This is a genomic window from Azonexus sp. (assembly GCF_030824335.1).
Taxonomy (GTDB): Bacteria; Pseudomonadota; Gammaproteobacteria; order Burkholderiales; family Rhodocyclaceae; genus Azonexus.
Genome location: NZ_JAVBXX010000003.1, coordinates 32,287 through 52,376 on the forward strand (window position 1 = coordinate 32,287; position 20,090 = coordinate 52,376).

The following is a 20,090-nucleotide window of genomic DNA, read 5'->3' on the forward strand; positions in this document are numbered from 1 at the left end:
AAAACTCCACACGAAGCAACGGAAATTGATATTTATTTGGCAAAGAACCCGCTCTCGCCAAAGCTGTCCACCAGATACTCGGCTAACTGAGCCACCTGGGGAGCCTGCAGAATGCTGTAATGATCTCCAGACAACTCCCTGAGCAACAGACCACGCGGCGCCAATGCCCCCCAGGCTTGAACCTGCTCGCGCAATGCCGGCTGAGCACAGGCGAAAAGCGTCACGGGACCATCGTAGCTTTCGGGACGATAAGACTCGAACGCTGCGCTATGCGCCTGAAAAATCCGCAACAGGTGTGCCTCCTGTTCGCCAGGAATTGGCGCACCAGTCCCGGCCTGCGCCCTCAAATCCTGCACGAAAGCCTGGCGCCAACGGCTTGCTGGATCAGCATCCGACAGCCCTTCGCCAACGCCATCAGCCGCCTCAAGCTGGCGCAACAAGGCGGGCGGATAACTATCAATCAGCGCCAGCAAAGCCACTTTCTCACCGGCCCGGGTCAATTGCTGCGCCATTTCATAAGCCAATATCCCACCCATCGACCAGCCGGCAAGAAAATAGGGACCACGCGATTGAACACTGCGCAATGCACCGAGCAGCACCGCCGCCATCTCCGGCAGACTTCCTGTGGCGAGTGAACCGTCCAGGGCCGGCGACTGCAAGCCATAAACCGGACGGTCACCGGCCAGCCGACTGGCCAACTCGCGGTAGCAGCCGACACCGCCACCAACCGGGTGCATGAAAAATACCGGCGCAGCACGACCACCCGAATGGAGCAAGACCAGCGGAGAAGACTCGGCAACGCCAGCGTCTTGACGCAGCAAAGCCGCCTGTTGGCCCAGCGTGGGCGCCGCCAGCAAGGCAGACATCGACAAGCTGCGGCCAAAGTGCCGGCGAATCAGGCCAAGCAATTGAAGCACAAGCAGGGAATGACCGCCGCAGAGGAAAAAATCATCCGCTGCAGTCACCGAACTCAGGCCGAGTAAACGGCACCAGAATTCGCCCAGCGCGAGTTCAACTTCATCCTGCACCGCCCGCTCTTGGGCAGCCCCCGGCAAAGGCGGGAGTGGCAAGGCCTGACGGTCGATCTTGCCCCCCTGCGTCATTGGCAGACGTGCGAGAAAAACATAACTGGCAGGACACATGGCAGCCGGCAAACGTTCGGCGAGCCAACGACGAAACCCAGCCTCGTCAGGCTGGCCATTTGCAACCACATAGGCGATCAACGAGGGATCTGCACCGCTTCCGGTGCGTGCCATTACCACGGCATCGACGGCACCGGCCTGGCGCAGCAGTGTCTCGACTTCCCCCGGTTCAATGCGGAAACCGCGGATTTTTACCTGTAGATCACGTCGACCGTGGAAAGCGATCAAGCCCTGCGCGCCAGGTAGGTAACGGGCAAGATCACCACTGTAATAGACGCGCTGGTCGAGCCCGTCATCGGCAAATGCATCAGGACGAAAACGCGTCGCATTGAGCGTCGCGTGTTCGCCAGTTTGTCCACGATAGCCCTGCGCCACACGTGGCCCACCAATCACCAGCTCGCCTATGACCCCTTCCGGTACAGGATTGCCATCCCGATCCAGGATATAAACCCAGCCACCGGCCAGCGGACGGCCGATTGGTACACTATTTGGCACGACATCCCCGGAACACTCAGCCCGAACATCACATACCGTTGCCGTAATGGTCGCTTCGGTAGGACCGTAGGCATTGAGGAAACGGGCATTGGCCAAGGGACTCTGGCGCCACAGATCAAGCAATTCCGGCGCCAAAGCCTCGCCTCCGGCGATCAACAATCTGGGACACGAAACAGTGACCGGCTCTTCACGCCAAGCTTGCAGCACATCCCGCAGATAGGCCGGCGGCAGATCGGCAACGCTCACCCCTTGAGATGAAAAGACCTCGGCAAGTGCGAATGGAGACCAGAGCTGTTGATCGCGCATGACCAGACAAGCACCAACGGTCAAGGTAGGCACTATTTGCTCGAGCGCAGCATCGACATGGTGCGAAGCAAACTGCAAGACCCGGTCGACTGGGGACAAAGCGTAATGCGCCATCACTGCCGCACAATGCACCGCCAACGCACCATGCGAGACCGCAACGCCCTTGGGATTACCGGTCGAACCCGAGGTATAGATCAGGTAAGCCGGGCTATCCGGAGTGACGCAAGGCGGCTCGATCAGTTGCGGACTACGCTCTATCGCACCATGCATCCGGTCAAGCAAGACAACCGGCACATCCTCCAGCGGTAGTTGCGCCTGACTTGCCGTCTCGGCAATGATCAGCACCGGCGCCGCATCGGCCAGAATAAGTGCCAGCCGCTGCCTGGGACAATCCGCCTCCAGAGGAACCCAGATCAGTCCTAGCCGAAGTGTCGCAAGCAGTGCGACGATGCTGTCAGCAGAACGCCCGAGCAACACCGCGACAGCCTGTCCGGGTTTCACCCCCCAGGTATTCAGATAGCTGGCCAGACGCCAGGCGCGCTCGGTTAATTCGCCGTAACTCAGACGTTCTGCGCCGACGATTAGCGCCGTCGCCTCCGGACTCAGGCTAGCCTGCTGCACAATCCACTCCACCACGGATCCCGTTGTCGAAGGCAGCGGCTGATTCCGGCCACTCCAGTCATCCAGCAAGCAGCAGCGCTCAGCGGCACCCAGCATGTCGAGCTGGCCAATCGGCAACTGCTTCTCACGACAGATCGCCGCAGCAAGATTCTGGTAATGGCCGAGCAGGCGTTCAATCGTGTCGCGATCAAAACATCCTTCATCAAACGCCACCACCAGATGAAGCTGATCACCTTCGGCATGGAACTCCAGCGCCAGCGGCACATCCCCTGATTGACGCGCCCCAGAGATATGACGCACGGCGACCCCGGCATCGGCCGAGAAGTCCTGCGGCTCGATAAAACTCTGCCAGCCGAAAATGACCTGAACCAGGGAGAGCAAATCCGAAGAAGTACGCCCGTTGGCAAATTTCATTTTTCCGGGCAAGGTCGCAAAAGGCCATGCCCCATGATCCATGCCTTCGATCAAACGCAACTGCATGGCCTGCAAAAATTCACCGGCGGCCATATCGCCGCGCGGGAAAGCACGGATCGCCAGCAGATTGGCGAAATACCCGATGCTCTGCTCGAATCGCCGATCCGGCCGCCCGACGACCGGCATGCCAACCACAATATCTTCCTGCCCCGTATAGCGATAAAGCAGGATATGCAAGACCCCGAGAAAGAAGGCTGACGGATTGATCGCCAAAGCCTGGGCACAATCCCGGCAGGCCAGAACCAGATCAGTCGGCAACTCCCGGGACAGGCTGGCACCACAACCAGGCTGCGTCTGGACCGTACCAAAACACCGGGGCAAATCGAGAACCGGCAGGTCGCCCACCGAGCCGCCATCCGACCCACTACCCAGCTCGGTTTGCCAGTAGGCAAGATCGGCCAGCCCGGTCTGGCTCGCCAGATAGGCACGCTCCCAGGCGACAAACTCGGCAAAGCTCGCTGCGTGCGGTGGCGCCAGTACAGGCTGGCCAGCCAGCAAACGACCATAACAGGACCAGAAATAGCGACTGAAATGAACCGCCGACAAGCCATCGAAGACGATGTGGTGTATCAGGATCAGGACGACATCCTGACTCCCCCCCCGCAGCAATTCGAAGCGGCCAGGCAATTCCGTCAGATCAAGGGCCAGGCGAGTACGTGCTGCGACAGCGGCGTCAAGCGACATTTCCGGCGCCAGAGTCAGCACATTCACCATCGCCGGCGTCAAGGCTGGCTGCCACTCGGGCTCGCCATCATCCAGTGCAACAATCCGGCTAGCCAGCAAGGGCCAGGCGGCAACTACAGCACGGCACGTCTGTTCCAGAACCGGCAGCACCACCCCGTCCACGCAAAAAGCCAAAGGCAGGTTATAAGCCGTCAAGGCCGGATAAAGCTGTTGCCAGCGCCACAAGCCCTTCTGCCCCTCGGACAGCGGGTAAGCCACCGCAGGAGTGGCAACTGAATTGGGTTGCACGAACACAGCAACATCGCCCTGACGGCGCAAGACTTCGGCGGCCAATGCGGCAGGCGTCGGAAACTTTTCCAGATCAGCATGGCGCAATTGCACGCTAGTCGCCTCAGCCAGGCGATAAATCAGGCGCAGGCCAAGCATTGAATCAGCCCCCTGCTGGCGGAAGGTCGAGTCCTTATTCAGACTAGCCCGAGCAGCACACAATTCGCTGGCCATGCAGTCAAGGATCATCTCCAGCAACGCATTCGCGTCGAGCGGCTTTGCCGGCACCGGGTTCACCGCCTCAGCCGGCAGACTGTCCCGAATCGCCGCTTGCGCTGGACGGGGTAGCCAGTAATGCTCACGGGCAAAGGGATAGCCCGGCAAAACCAGCGGCGGCAGTGTCGGATCGGCTGCTGCCACCGCATCCGCCAGTCCGGCATCTCGCGTAGCATCCAGCATGACGTCAGCGCTCAGACGAGCGATCAACTCAGCACGGTCGACCGCCACTGTTTCCCAGGCACATGCCATCGGCTCGCGCCGATATTGCAGCGTTGCGGCCAGTCGAGCCAGAGAAACATCAGGGTGACGTTCCAGATAGTCGCGCATCAAGGAAAGAAGTTCGGCCAGACGTCCCGGATCTCGGGCAAACAGCGGGAAGCGATGAGCCCGCCGGGATTCTGGCAGCGCCGGCGCCGCCTCAGGTCCAAGCGTGCTTGCAAGCTCAGGCGCAGCTTCAAGAATCAAATGCACATTGGCCCCACCAGCCCCGAAGGAACTGACCGTCGCCCGCAACGGCCCACCACTCGGCAACGATGCCTGCCATGGTTCCAGGGCACGCTGCGGCAGGAACGGCGAGCCGGCGAATTGCAGATGGGGACTGAGCGACTCAAGCAGCACGCCAGGAACCAGTTGCCGATGTTCGAGTTGCAACAAAACCTTGGTCAGTTGCGCCATGCCGGAGGCAGACTCACCATGCCCCAGATTGGCTTTGACCGAACCGATGCGGCAAAAACCTTCGTCCGCAGTAAATGCCCGGAAAGCCCGGGTCAAGGCCCTAAACTCGATGGCATCGCCGAGCGCAGAGCCATTGGCTGCGGCTTCGACATAGCCGACGCTGCGCGGATCGATTGCAGCGCGCCGGAAATTTTCCTCGATCAACCGTGCCTGGGCATCGCCGCTGGGCACCCCATAACCCGCGGAATGCCCGGCGTGATTGGCCGAACTGGCTTTGATCACGGCAATCACCGGGTCGCCATCGCGCAGTGCGTCAGCCATCGGTTTGAGCAGCACCGCGCCAACGCCTTCGGCCGGCAAATAGCCATCACCATCGCCGAAACTTCGGCTATCGACCTGGCTCCCCAGCATGCCCGCCCGGGAAAGCGCAATGTACTTGCTCGAACTCAGGGTCAGATTGACCCCGCCCGCAATCGCCAGCGCACATTCGCCACGTTGCAGGCTCTGGACGGCCAGATGAACCGCCTGCAATCCGGAGGAACACATCGTGTCGACCGCAATACTCGGCCCCTGCAGATCAAAAAAGAACGAAACCCGGTTCGCCAGACTGGCATGCGATGACTGGGCCACCAGCATGCGACTTTCATCGTCCGTATCAACTGCGTGATACGGGTGATACATCGCGCCGACAAAAACACCGACCCGGGCGTCGTAATGCTGGCGTAGCCAGTCCCGGGTGTGCCCGCCCCGCTCAAGCAGATGCCATACCGTTTGCAGGAAGAGGCGCTCCTGCGGGTCCATCAAGATGGCATCGCGCGCCGACAGGCCAAAGAATCCGGGATCGAAACAATCAATGTTTTCGAGGAAGCCGCCCCATTTGCAATAACTACGCCCCGGCTCGCCCTTGTTGGGCGAATAGGTATCCTGCAGATCCCAGCGTTCGGCGGGAATTTCCGTCACACAATCACGTCCGGCCTGCAACGCCGCCCAAAACTCCTCGATGTTTTCGGCGCCGGGGTAGCGCCCGGCTACGGCGATGACTGCAATGTCGGGGTTGACGGGGCGTTTGTCGGAAACCGGCGCAGGGCGAAGCGGCTCTGCCTCGGTCGCTGTCAACGCGTGTTCAGCGCCTGGTTCGGCAGACTGCCCGTCTGGCATCGTGAGCAATGCAGCCAGACTGGCAGCGTGCGAGCTCAGAAGCGCATCAGCCAGTCGGTCGACGCTCGGGTATTCAAACAATAGCGTCTTCGGCAAAATCCCCAGACTTCGCTCCAGGCGCTCAATCATCTGCATGGCAAGTACAGAATCCAGACCATAGCGGTCGACTGCATGAAACGGATCAATTCCCTGCACGGTGAGACCGGTAACTTCAGCCAGATTTTCTGCCAGCCAATGGACGACGCAGGCTTTCAAATCCGGCGCGCCTGGCGGCAAACCGGGGGGCACAGCAAGCGCCTCCGCTGATCGCACCACACCAAGCCCAAGCAATGCACGCAGACGATCGGGGTCGTCACCGTCAAGCACCAGGACTTGATCCACCTGACGATGATCCCAAGCCAGATCAAGCGCTGCCCACGCACCTTCTGTCGTCAAGGGGTGCACGCCACTATGCGCCACCATGGCCTGAATTTGCCTGTCGTCCAGGCGCATCCCGCCATCGCGCCAATACGGCCAGTCGATGGATAAAGTCTTGCCCCGCCTGCGCCCCTCTGCCTGCAGGCGGTTGCGATAGGCGGCGAAAGCGTCGAGCCAGGCATTGGCACAGGCGTAATCGGCCTGTCCCGGATTGCCCAAGGCCCCCGATAGCGAGGCGAACAAGATGACGCAATCAAGGTCGCAAGCTGCCGTCGCCTGATCCAGCGCATACAGCCCGGCCACTTTGGGCGCCAGTACGGCCGCCAACTCTTGCGGATTTTTGCGCAGCAACAGCTTGTCGCGGGTAATACCTGCAGCGTGAATGATGCCGTTGATCGGCCCCCGGATCTGGCGCAATTCGTCAACCACCTGCTGTGCCGACGCCATATCGGCAATGTCGGCCGCCCGATAGATGACCTGAGCGGGCAGCGCCGCCAAGCGGGCTTGCAGCTCGGCGCTGGGTGCTGAACGGCCGACCAGACAAAGTAGAGCGCCCTGCGTCTGGCTGGCAATGTGTTCAGCCAGCAAAAGGCCAAGACCGCCAGCACCACCGGTGATCAAGTAAACCCCGCCATCCCGCCAAGGCGCTTTCCCCGCCTGCTTTTTAGCAGACTCAGCGGCGGAAACGAGCAACTCGCGCCAAACCGGAATCTGACGCTCTGCCCCGACATAACGCACCAGCAGATCGGCGCTGGCCTGCTCGGCCCGCAACACGCCAAGCGGGTCGGTTTCACTTTCATCCAGCGCCAGCAACTGGCAACGCAAGGCCGGATGTTCCTGTCCGGCCGTGCGCAACAGACCAGCCAGTCCGGCAAACAATCCCGTTTCGCCGGCCAGTGGAACGACCACCTGGAGCAAGGCCCGGTCTGGCCGTTGCTTGACCAGGTCCTGGATCATTTCCAGCAAAAACTGGGCGTAGACCGTATAACGCTGGGCAATGCTCTGCGTGCGCTGATCAAGAATCCGATATTCGGCGGGTGCCAGCGCGACAGACAATTCAGCAAGCCATTCGCCGGGTTCGCACAGTACCACCCAGGTCGATGCCGGCGGCTCGATCGGCAGCAATGCGACAGGACGCCATTCGGGCGTAAACAGCAAAGGCGGCTGGGTAGGCCGGGCAGCCGGTGGCAGACTGATGCGCAGGTGGTTTGTACTGTCTTCACGCTGGGCGGCAACAGATGTCGAACCCGGCACCCAATAACGCTCGCGGGCGAAGGGATAAGTCGGCAAGCCTATTTTGGGTGGCAGCGGCCCCGCTGGCCACAAGGCCAACCAATTGACCGTTTCCCCGGCCATCCAGCGTGCAGCCAACTCGCCTTCCGGGCTGGAGGTAGCCGTGGCGACGTGAATAGCAGCGGAAATAGCCGGTGCAGCCAACAGTTTGATTTGGTCATCAATTCGTTCGATCAACTGGCGACGGTCGACAGCCAGTATGACGACCCGCTGCTCGAAAGCCTCCCGATCCATTTGCAGGCAACGCGCTACCGCTGGGAGATCGGTCTCGGCCAGGCCGAGCAAGGCCTGCCGCATGCGCCGCAGCAGTTCGCCAAGACGCGCTGTGTCGCGTGCCGAAAACGGGAAGACGCCCGGCCAAGCGACGCCTGGCAGACGACGCGAGACGCTAGTGATGTATTCCTCGATCACCAGATGAGCATTGCTGCCACCGGCGCCGAAGGAAGAAAGACCGGCAATACGCGGCACCACCCCGGACGCTGTCTGCTGGCGTGGCCAGGCTTGCAGGCGGCGCTGGACGATGAAGGGCGTGGCGGCAAAATCGATATTCGGGTTCAGTCGCTCGCTGTGCAGTGACGGCACCAGTTGGCCGTGTTGCATCTGCAGCAGCACTTTGGTCAAGCCGGCAATACCGGCGGCACTTTCGGCATGACCGATATTGGACTTGACCGAGCCGATGGCGCAGCCCCCCGCTGCAACGCCCTCCCCGGCCGTGAATGCACGAGCCAATGCCGCAATTTCGATGGGGTCGCCGAGACTGGTGCCGGTGCCGTGGGCCTCGACGTAGCTCACCGCACAGGGGGCCACCCCGGCTTTGGCCATGGCGCGGCGAATCACAGCCTCCTGGGCATGCGGATTCGGCACGGCATAGCCGTTGGTCTTGCCGCCGTGATTCAGGGCCGAGCCGCGAATGACGCCATAAATGCGATCGCCATCGGCCTCGGCCCGGGCCAGAGGCTTGAGCAACACAGCCCCGACGCCTTCGCCCGGCACGTAGCCGTCGCCTCCCTCTCCGAAACTCTCGCAACGTCCCTTGCTCGAGGTGAAACGCCCCTGGGCAAGCGCCAGATATTTATTCGGATGCAGGGTGAGATTCACCCCCCCCGCCAGGGCCATCTCGCAACCGCCGGCACGCAGACTTTCGCAGGCCAGATGAATGGCCGTCAGCGAAGATGAACACATGCTGTCCACAGCCAGACTCGGTCCATGCAGGTTGCAGAAATACGATACCCGGTTGGCAATCGAGGCCGCGCTGCCACTGAGCGCCAGCGGCTGGCCGCGTTGCGTGCTCTCGGCGCCGTACAACTGGTATTCCTCGTACATCACACCAACGAAGACGCCGACACTACCCCCCGACAACGGGGTCTCGGCACGCGCCAAGGCGGCTCGGGTGTAGCCGGCATCCTCCAGGGTTTCCCAGGCACATTGCAGGAACAGCCGTTCCTGCGGATCAAGGTAACCGGCCTCGCGGGGTGCAATGTTGAAGAACTGCGGATCGAAGCAATCGACGTCGTCGATGAAACCGCCCCATTTGCTGTTGGTCTTGCCCGCTACGCCACGAGCGGAGTCGTAATAGGCCGCATGGTCCCAACGAGCCGCCGGCACTTCGCTGACGCAATCCCGCCCAGCCACCAGATTGGCCCAGAATTCATCGAGGTTGCCAGCCCCCGGATAGCGCCCGGCCAAACCAACGATGGCGATACCCCCGTCGCACGTCGAGGGTGCCGCCGAGTTTGCCACCGTCGGGAACAATGCCGCCGCACCGAGCGCTACTTCCCCGGCGGGCGGGATGTTCAATACCTCATCCGGCCCATCGCCCAAAACCACGGCCAACTGCGCCGCGTGCTCGGTCATGAAATAGCTGGCCAGCGCATCCAGGGTCTGGTGATCGAAGAACAAGGTTTTCGACAAACGCCCGAAATCCTGCTCCAGGCGGTCGGTCAAGCGAACGATCATGATTGAATCGATGCCATAGGCCTCAAGCGCCGCCGCTGGGTCGATCGCCGTCGGCGCCAGACTGGCCTCCTCGGCAATCAGGCCGGCCAGGTAGCGGCGGGCACCGGCCAGCGTGCCACCAGTGGCCATTGCCTGCTCACGACGTGCATCCCGTTCAATCGGCGCTTGCAGGCGCACGGAAAAACCCCGCACCTGGATACAGACCTGGCCATCAGCATCAGCCAAATCAAGATCAATCTTGCGCACGTGCCCATCACCAGCCACCAAACGCCCATGAACCCACATCTGCGGGACGGTCGGACGATGCACATGCAGCGTCTCGATGACGAAGGGTAAAGCCGCCTGCGCCTCCCCGGAAGCATCGGCGAAGAATGCCAGACAGGCCTGGAAGGCTCCGTCGAGCATCACCGGATGAATCACAAACGGCGTGTCGGAAACGGCGGCTGCAGGCAGGGTCAGACGGGCAAGGAATTGATCCGGCCCGGCCTGCAGTTCACTCACCACCCGGAAAGCCGGGCCGTAATCCAGGCCAAGGGCGGCATAGCGCGAATAAAGCCAGGCCGGCGTCAGAATGCGCGGGCAGGCTTCGGCCACCTGCTGGCGCAGCAAGGGCGCTGGCGCCGCAACACCGAGCGGCCCCACCTGCCCCTGAACATGAACCGCGCCATCAGAAAACTCCCCGGTGCACAAACGGAAGTTTTGCCCGCCAGCCGCGGGTGTCAAGCTCAGTCGCAGGAAGGCACAAGCATCATCCAGCGTGACGGGCTTCAGCCAGACCACCTGGCGCATGCTCAAGGCAGACTTACCCTGCTTCAGCGTATAAGCCATGCGTGCCAGTTCCACGCTCATCGCTCCGGGCAACATCGGCACACCGCCGACGCGGTGATCGCGCAGATAAAATGCCGTGGCCTCCAGCCGCCACAGCGCCGCGCCATCACTGGCCAGTTGCATGACAGCTTGTGCCGGAGTTCGCGCGGGAGTTTGAGCGAGACCGACTGTCCGCATCACCTGGCGGCCCGGCATCCCGATCCGGTATGTCTCGCGGGCAAAGGGATAGCTCGGTAGCGACAGACGACGACCATCCGGCCGGGCCGGCCAAATCACCTCCGCCCCACGCACCCACTGTCGGCCAATCTCATGCCAACTGCCGCTGGCCGGTGCGGCGGCAACGCCCCGAGCCGCTTCGACCCGACTACTGCAGACCGCATCGCTACAACCATCGAGCCAGCCCTGCAAGGCAGAACGCAGGCTGGATAGCGAATCGACGACGACTGCCAGCCGGCACTTCATCGCCTCACGGCCAATCTGCAGGGTCCACGCCAGATCGGGCAAATCGGCCTCGGTATAACGACCTGTCGCGAGGGCTGCAAGCAGCAAGCCAACCTGCTCGCGCAAGCGTTCGTCATCCCTGGCGGAAAGCGGAACCAGCACCTCCCCCCCGCTTGCCGCCTGACTGGCAGCGTTTGCCAGAGACTCGTCCTGCACGAACTCTTCCAGCACGACATGGGCATTCACGCCACCGAAGCCAAAACTGCTGATCCCGGCCCGACGTGGCAGCGGGCTGCCATCAGCGGCCAACACGGCCGGCCAATGCTGCTTGTCACGGACGATGAAGAACGGGCTGCCGCCCAGATCGATGTAAGGGTTGATTTCGGCACTATGCAAGCTGGCCACCAGCGTGCGGTGGCGCATTTGCAGCAGCACCTTGATGATGCTGGCCATGCCCGCGGCCAGTTCAAGGTGGCCGATATTGCTTTTTACCGAACCGATGGCGCAAGTGGCAGGCACCGCGTCAGAAGCCCCCAACGCGTGGAAGGCCGATTTCAGCGCATTGATTTCAACCGGGTCGCCAAGCGGCGTACCGGTGCCGTGGGCTTCGATGTAGCCAACGCTGGCCACATCCACCCCGGCCCGACCATAGGCCGCCTGCAAGACAGCCGACTGGGCGGCCGTATTGGGCGCAGTCAAGGAATTGGCCCGTCCACCATGGTTGACCGCAGAACCGCGAACCACGGCATAAATCGGGTCGCCATCACGGCGGGCATCGGATAGCCGACGCAAGACAATCATGCCGACGCCTTCGCCCCGAACATAACCATTCGCCTTGGCCGAAAAAGTCTGGCAACGACCATCCGGCGACAACATGCCGGCCTTGGCAAAATTGATGTGGGCTTCCGGCGTGACAATCGTATTGACGCCACCGACCACCGCCATTTCGCAATCGCCACTACGCATCGACTGAATGGCCCGATGCAGTGCAACCAGCGAACTGGAGCAAGCCGTTTCCACCGGTTCGCTGGGGCCATGCCAATCGAGGAAATAACTCATCCGGTTAGGGCCGACGGAGGGGACAGCCCCGGTGGCGACATAGCCCTCGCCCCCCGTATCTTCACCGATCATCTCGCGATAGCCGCTGGAAGAAGTGGCGACAAACAAGCCGACCGACCGACCGGCCCATTCCCGCGGGGCGTGGCCGGCATCCTCGATGGCCTTCCAGATGTACATCATCATCAGGCGCTGCTGCGGGTCCATCAATTTGGCTTCGCGGGGGGAAATACCAAAAAACAGCGGGTCGAATTCAAACACCCCGTCGATGAAGCCGGCCCAGCGGATATTGGTTTTGCTTGGCTCCTGTTTCGGATCGCCATAAAACTCACGCCAATCCCAGCGTTCGGCGGGAATTTCGCTGATGCAATCCCGTCCTTCGAGCAGGTTTTGCCAGAAGGCATCGAGGTCATTGGCCATCGGCAAACGGCAACTGACCCCGACAATGGCGATTGGATCGTCATCATCCGGCGAGCTGGGCAGCAAAATCCGCCGCTGCGCTGCTGCCGACGCCCGACTGGCCGGCTGGGTGCGCGGCGCAGGCGATGGTATGGCTGACGGGGCCAAAGACGGTTTCTTGTCTTGCACCGAGCCAAAAGCCGGGAGTGCCGCGATATGGCCGGCCAAGCGAGCCAGCGTGGCGAATTCGAAGAAATCGGCCGGGGTCAGGGACAAGCCCAATATCGCGTTGGTCTTCGTGGCAAACCCGGTCATGGTGATCGAGTCGAAGCCGTACTCACCCAATTCGGTGTCGGCATCCAGCACCTCGGGCTCGACTTCAAGAACACCCGCAGCGATCTGCACCACGGCAGCAAGTGCCTGTTTTCTGCGGTCAACCGGGGTTTCCTCGGCAAATTCAGGCATCGCTGCTGACGGCACATCGGCCACTACCGACAGCGGCGCTTTCCGGGGCGAATCAGCCAACGACTCAACCAACGACTCCGCCAGCGAATCGGCAACGAGGATGGGGGCGGGTGACGCAACGCCGTCTACCCAATAGCGTTGCGTGGCAAAAGGATAAACCGGCAAGATGCAACGCCGCAGGCCCGAATGCTCCGGGTAAAGTGCCCGCCAATCGACCAGCAGCCCACGTACCCACAGTTGCAGCAGGCTGTCATGTTTGCCACGCTGCGGCAGGCTGGCAACAGCTCGCCGCATTTCTTCATCGCCATCAAGAATGGCCAGGGTATCCCGGTGCGGCTTGACCTGCCCCAAATGAAAACCCTCTGCAGCCTCGGCACGGCCATCGGCAAAGGCCAGCAGGCGCTCGCGCAATTGCCGGTGATCATTGGCCAGGAAAGCCAGACGATGTTCCATGGCATCGCGCCCGACCTGCAGGGTCCAGGCGATTTCCGGCAAGGCCATGTCCTCAGTGAGCGCGGCAGCCAACTGGCGCGCCGAAATAGACAGACGCTCGGGGGTCTTCGCCGAAAGCAGAATCATTGCCGGGCCGCTCGGCAAGACGGGAGCCAAGGAGGACGGCGGCAGATACTCTTCAAGCACCAGATGCGCATTGCTCCCCCCGAAACCGAAGCTGCTCACCCCGGCCCGACGCGGCAATTCACGCCCGGCAGCATCCCTGGGACGCGGCCAGGGCTGACTCTCGCGAACGACCTGGAAACGACTGCCAGCCAGCTTGAGGTAGGGATTCAGTGTGGCGCAATGCAAGGTCGGCACCAGGCGGCCATGGGCCATCTGCAACAACACCTTGCTCAAGCCGGCGATGCCGGCCGCCAGTTCGAGATGGCCAATATTGCCTTTGACCGAGCCAATGCCGCAGGGTTGAACCGGCAAGGGGCCATATTGCGCCTCAGCCTCGCATTCAAGATCGGCAAAAGCCGCGACAAGGGCTTCGACTTCAATCGGGTCGCCCAGCGGCGTGCCGGTACCATGCGCTTCGATATAACCGGCGGTTCGCGGGTCGACCCCAGCCTTCCGCCAAGCCTGGCGCAACAAGTCAGCCTGCGCCCGTGGATTGGGTGCGGTCAGCGAACTGGCGCGACCACCGTGGTTTTCCATGCTGGCGCGGATCACGCCGAGGATGTTGTCACCATCGCGCTCGGCATCGGCCAGGCGCTTCAGGAAAACCAGTCCGACCCCCTCGCCGCGCGCATAGCCGTTGGCCGTCGCGGCAAAAGGCTTGCAACGACCATCCGGCGCCAGCATCCCGGCCTTGTTGAAGCCAACAAAGGCTTCCGGCAAAAGCAGGGCATTGACGCCCCCCGCAATGGCAGCATCGCAATGACCACTGTGAATCGCCTCGACCGCCCGATGGATGGCAACCAGCGCACTTGAGCAAGCCGTTTCCACGGCCAGGCTTGGACCATGGAAATTGAAATGAAAGCTGATCCGGTTGGGGCCAAGCGAAGGCGCCAGGCCGGTCATCGAATAGCCCTCGACCCCCTGCCCGGCTGCAGCAGACAGACGGCCATAGCCGGTGTCGGCAATACCGATGAAAACGCCGGTACGCGAGCCGTACAGGCTGCGCGGCGCATGCCCGGCGCGCTCAAGCAGATGCCAGGCTTCGCTCAGCAATAACCGCTGCTGCGGGTCCATGGCCCGTGCTTCCGGCCCGGACAGTCCGAAGAAAGCGGGATCGAACGCCGCCATGCCATCGATGAAACCGCCCCACTTGATCTGGGTCCGGTTCGGCTGTGTGGCCGGATCGCCCCACCATGCCTGCCAATCCCAGCGCTCGGCGGGAATCTCGCTGATGCAATCGCGCCCGGCTTCAAGATTCGCCCAGAAAGCTTCCGGATCATCGGCCTTGGGAAAACGCGTCGTCAGGCTGACGATGGCGATGGGCTCCTGCCCTCGTCGCTGTTCCGCACCTTTGGCCCCCTCCTTACGCTCCCCTGTGGCTCGATACTGTTCCCCCACGTGCAGACTCGTTGCCACTCGGGCCACAGCGGGCTCAACTTGCCATGGCATGATCGGCGCAACCAGTGCTTGTCCCTGCGAGGTCTCAGCCTGCGGTGACGGTGCAGCGGGGAGAATACCCAGACGGCTGGCTAGCGCATCGCCATGCCCTTGAGCCAGGCCGTCGGCGAGTTGACCGAGGGTCGGATACTCGAAAAACAGTGTCGGGGTGATTTCCAGGCCAAATTGGTCGTTGACCGCATTAGCGAACTGGGTGAAGCCAATCGAATCGAAACCGTACTCAGCCAGTTCGACATCGGCGTCGAGATCGACCTGGGCGACCTTGAGCAAACGACTGGCACAGTGCGTAAGGGCGGCCAGCAAGGGCGCGCGCAATGCTTCGGTGGAGACGGATGCCAGTCGGCCAATTGCCGATACCGGAATACTGGCGGAAGCAGCGGCAGTATCAGAAGCAGGCAGCCCCTCCGGCTGATTTAACAAGGCAATCCGGCGCTGTAAACGGGTCTCGTCACCGGCCATCACCAGCAGGCGAACCGGCTGATCAGTCGTTGTGACGGAGAGCACGGCGGCCAGGGCATTCAGGGCGGCAGCGGAGGACAAAGGCGTCAGCCCCGTGGTTTGCCGCATCAAACGCAGCATTTCCGGCGCCATGTTCATCCCGCCGTCCTGCCACAACGGCCAGGCGATGGCTAGCGTACGTCCCTGGCACACCCCCTGAATCCTGCGCTGTTCGCGGCGCTCGGCGAAATCGTCGAGGAAAGCATTGGCTGCGGCATAATCGGCCTGACCCGGATTGCCGAAAACACCAGCCAGAGAACTGAACAAGACAAGAAAATCCAGTTCACGGTCGCCCAACGCACGATCCAGATGGATGGTCCCGCTCACCTTGGGCGCCAGAACCCGGGCCATGCTCGCCAGATCTTTCTCGGCCAGTGCCTGATCGGCGCAGAGACCGGCACAGTGAAAAACGCCATGCAGACGCCCGCAAGTCTGATGAATCGCCTCGATCAAGCCTTGCACCGCCAGCGCATCAGCCATATCCACCGCACGATAGCTGACCGCCGCCCCGTTCGCCTGCAGGTCGGCCAGCCAGTCACCACCCGGCTGAGGCGAACGTCCCGTCAGAACAATGTTGGCAGCGGGTGCCTGGGCGAGGATGTCGCACACCAGCAAACGCCCGATGGCGCCAGCGCCGCCGGTAATCAGATAAACGCCATCAGCGCGCCATGAACGGGGAACCGTCTCGCTCTCGCTCAGATTGCGCAGAGTTTTCCAGTGAGTCTGCCACTGAACTGGCTGCAGGCCGGCCGATGTCTGACGCACGAGCGCTTGCTCGGGAATCGCACTGGCGGCATGCAGCGCCGGCAGCAACTCGCCATCGTCAACCACAACGACCTGGCCGCACAACCGGGGATATTCGAGCCGGGCGGTTTTCAGGAGTCCGGACAAGCCGACTAAAGACGCCGCGGCAGGCCCGTCCAGAACAAGTTGCAAAAAGACCGGAAGCGCTGGTCGCACAGCCTCGCCAAGCAAAGCCTGCACGTGGTGCAACATTAGTCCGGCAGCCAGGGAAAAATCATCGGCCGAACCACTCGTCACGCCATCGAGAATCACGCACTCATGGCCCGGCAAAGCTGCCACCAGGGCATTCAGCCGCTGTGCCGAAGCACCGGCCAGAAGTACCAGACGACGAGCAAAGGACGGCACGGTGAGGTTTTCTGCGACACCAGGCCTGACACTCGGCTGGGCAATTGGCGTCCAGGTCGCGGCAAACAGCAGATTAGCGGCGGCCGGCGCAGCATCAGACGGCGCCAGCAGGCGGGTACAAAAACCACTCAGGCTGACCCGCAGATTCCCCGACGCATCGAGCAGGTCAAGATCAAGCGTGCGCACAGTGCTGCTTTCCGCTGCCTCACCAGCGCGAACGCGAACCCACATCCGGGAAGTACAGGGAGCATGGATTTCAACCCGGTCAAGGGCAAACGGCAGGGCTGTTTTCTGGCTATCCCCTGCCTTTTCCTTGTCTCCCAGCGCCATGCCGATGGTGGCCTGGAAGGCCGCATCAAGCAGACTTGGGTGCAGGACGAATGCCGGCAAGTCGGCCAGCAAGCCATCCGGCAACGACAACTCACCCAGCACCTGCGGCCGCCCTTGAGCATCACGGCCCAAGGCCAGTGAATGTAGCGCCCGGTGGGCCGGGCCGTAATCGATACCGATGGCGGCGAAGGCACGATAAACCTCATCCTGCCCCAGCACTTGCGGATGAGCGGCGCGCAAATCCGCCAAGCTGAGCGCTGGCGCCTTGTCCATCGCTTCTGATTCGGCCGTCGACGCCGAAACAGACTCGCGGGCGGCCAAGCGGGCCTGGGCATGGACTTGCCGCTGCCCGGCGGCATCGCGACTGGCAATTTCGACCCGTGGCCAACCGCTGGCATCGACGCTCAGTCCGATATCCAGGGTCAACGGCGCCGTCACCCGTAGAGGCTGTTGCCAGATCAACTGGCGAATGCAGAAATTTTTCAATCCACGGGCCTCGGCCACACGCTGGACGATTTCAAGGTAGGCCACACCAGGCAGGACCGGCACGCCATGCACACGATGATCAGCCAGGAAAAACTCCTGCCCTGTCAAATCCAGGCTGAAACCGCCGTCGTCCCGCGCGCGCGGCGTCAAGCCGCTCTGCCGGATGAGCGGTTCAGCAGCCGGCAACCAGTAGCGCTGACGCTGGAAGGGATAGGTTGGCAGGGCAAGACGGCGTGGTGTCTCACTTCCCCAGGCCGCCGCCCAATCGACTTGGGCACCACTCACCCAGCGTGCCGCCAGTTCATTGACTGGCAGCTTGGCTGGGACGATCAGTTCGCGACCGGCGACATTGTCCCGGGGCACCTGGCCAACACACCAGGCCCCCGCCTCCCCGCGCAAAAACGCGGCCAGGCCATCAGCCAACCCGGCACCGTCACCGGCTGTGCAGGCCAGGCGGTAGCGCATGGCATCGCGCCCGATCTGCAGGGTATACGCCAGACCGGCAAACAGTTCAGCCGACAAGGGTGGCCGGGCGGTCAGCCAGGCGTGCAACGCCTCGGCAGCCGCACGCAGCGCAGTCTCGCTCCGGGCCGACAGCGGCAGCACGACGGCACCGGCAAGCCGTGGTGCCGGACGCGCCGGAGTCTGGTATTCCTCAAGCACCAGATGGGCGTTGGCCCCACCCGCACCGAAGGAACTGATGGCCGCCCGCCGAGGCTGTTCGCAGCCATCAATCACCGGACGCTGCCAGGCTTGTCCGGTACTGGCCAGTTGAAACGGACTACCCGCCAGTTCGAGCAAGGGATTGGGATCGGCACAATGCAGGCTGCGGTAGCAAAGGCCATCTTGCATGGCCAGGACGAGCTTGATCAACCCGGCCACCCCGGCGGCCGTTTCGGTATGGCCGATGTTGGATTTCACCGAACCGAGCACGCAATGCGGCGCACCGGGGGGCGGCAAGCCACGCTCCCGATAGAGTTCGGCAAAAGCGGTTTTCAGCCCCGCCAGTTCGATCGGGTCGCCGAGCCGGGTGCCGGTGCCATGACATTCGATCTGGGTCACGCTGCGCGGATCGATTGCGGCCTGACGATGCGCTTCGACGATCAGTCGGGCCTGCGCGGCGGGATTCGGTGCGGTCAGCGAACTGGCTGCGCCGCCGTGATTTTCGGCCGATCCCCGGATCACTGCCAGGATCTGATCGCCATCGCGTTCGGCCAGATCCAGACGTTTGAGCAGGACAGCCCCCACGCCCTCACTCCGAGCATAACCATTGGCAGCGGCAGAAAAGGTCTTGCAACGGCCATCCGGACTGAGCATGCCGACCTTGGCGAACATCAAATGCTGGGTCGGCGAAAGCATCAGGTTGGCACCACCGGCGATGGCCATCTCGCAGCCTTCGTGGCGGATACTCATGATCGCCCGGTGTACGGCAACCAGCGAACTGGAACAGGCCGTATCGATGACCTCGCTTGGTCCCTGAACATCAAGCAGGAAGGACAGTCGATTGGGGCAGAAAACATGGCCCAGCCCGGTCATCTGCATGGCTTCCATCAGCCCTTGGGCATTGGCCAGTCCGACGTAGTCGAGCAGGTTGATTCCCAGGAAGATGCCAAGCTTTCGACCTGCCAGCGCAGTCGGTGCATAACCGGCACTTTCGACAAGCTGCCAGACGCACTCGATGAACAGCCGATGCTGAGGGTCCATCAACTCGGCTTCCTTCGGCGAAATATTGAAGAAGCCTGCATCAAACTGGTCATGACCGTCGACAAAGCCGCCGTATTTCACATTGCAGAAAGCCCCCTTGTTCGGATCGCCCCAAATGGACCGCCAGTCCCAGCGTTCCGGCGGAATTTCAACGATGCAGTCATCGCCCTGTTGCAGATGGCGGCGAAAGGCTTCGAGGTCAGGACTACCGGGAAATTTCCCGGCCATGCCGATGATGGCTACCGGCTCGGCCGGCCCCGGCAGGGGTGGCGCTGAAGCCACCGGGGCCGTTGGGCTCAAGGCCGCAGCCGCCGGCTTGACCCGGCGGACACCGTATCCGGCCAGCCAGCCGTCAATCGCCGGCGCCTGGCTAGCTGCCTTCGCCACAGCAAGGCTGGCCTGCGCCGCGGTACGTGGGGCGGCGACGGGCTTAACGGGCTCCGCCGACCCGGCGTAATGCCGGGCGATGGCGGCACCATGCCGAGTGCGCAGGATGGTGCACAGCTCATCCAGATGCTTGGCTTCGAAAAACGTCGTGGGGGCAATGGAAACGCCAAGAAAGCGCGAGATCTGGGCCATCAGCTCTGTGATGGCAATCGAGTCGGCACCGTAGTTGGCCAGATTTTCCCCGGTATCAAAACGCTCGGCTGGCACGCCCAAGGCACGCAAGGCAAGGCGCGTGACGTCATCTTCCAGACGACGATCCAGCGACGCGGCGCCGGGCGCCTCGGTTGGCGGTGGATTTGCCGCATTTTTGGCGGTCGACCGCTGAACCCGGGCCAAACCGAGCAACTCCTGCTCAAGCAGATTGCGCATGCCATCGCGCAAGCCTGAAGCCTCTCCCGCCTTGTTATCAGCACCCATCACCGTACCCCGCCTTTATACAAACGA

1 protein-coding gene is annotated in these 20,090 nt (G+C 62.3%); it reads right to left on the reverse strand.

Annotation, left to right across the window (positions count from 1 at the left end; translation table 11 throughout):
* Positions 1 to 32: 32 nt before the first annotated feature.
* The gene (locus tag RCI20_RS00240) at positions 33 to 20,063 is read right to left on the reverse strand and encodes a non-ribosomal peptide synthetase (protein WP_306602431.1); all 20,031 of its coding nucleotides are present in this window, start codon (positions 20,061 to 20,063) and stop codon (positions 33 to 35) included.
* Positions 20,064 to 20,090 lie beyond the last annotated feature (27 nt).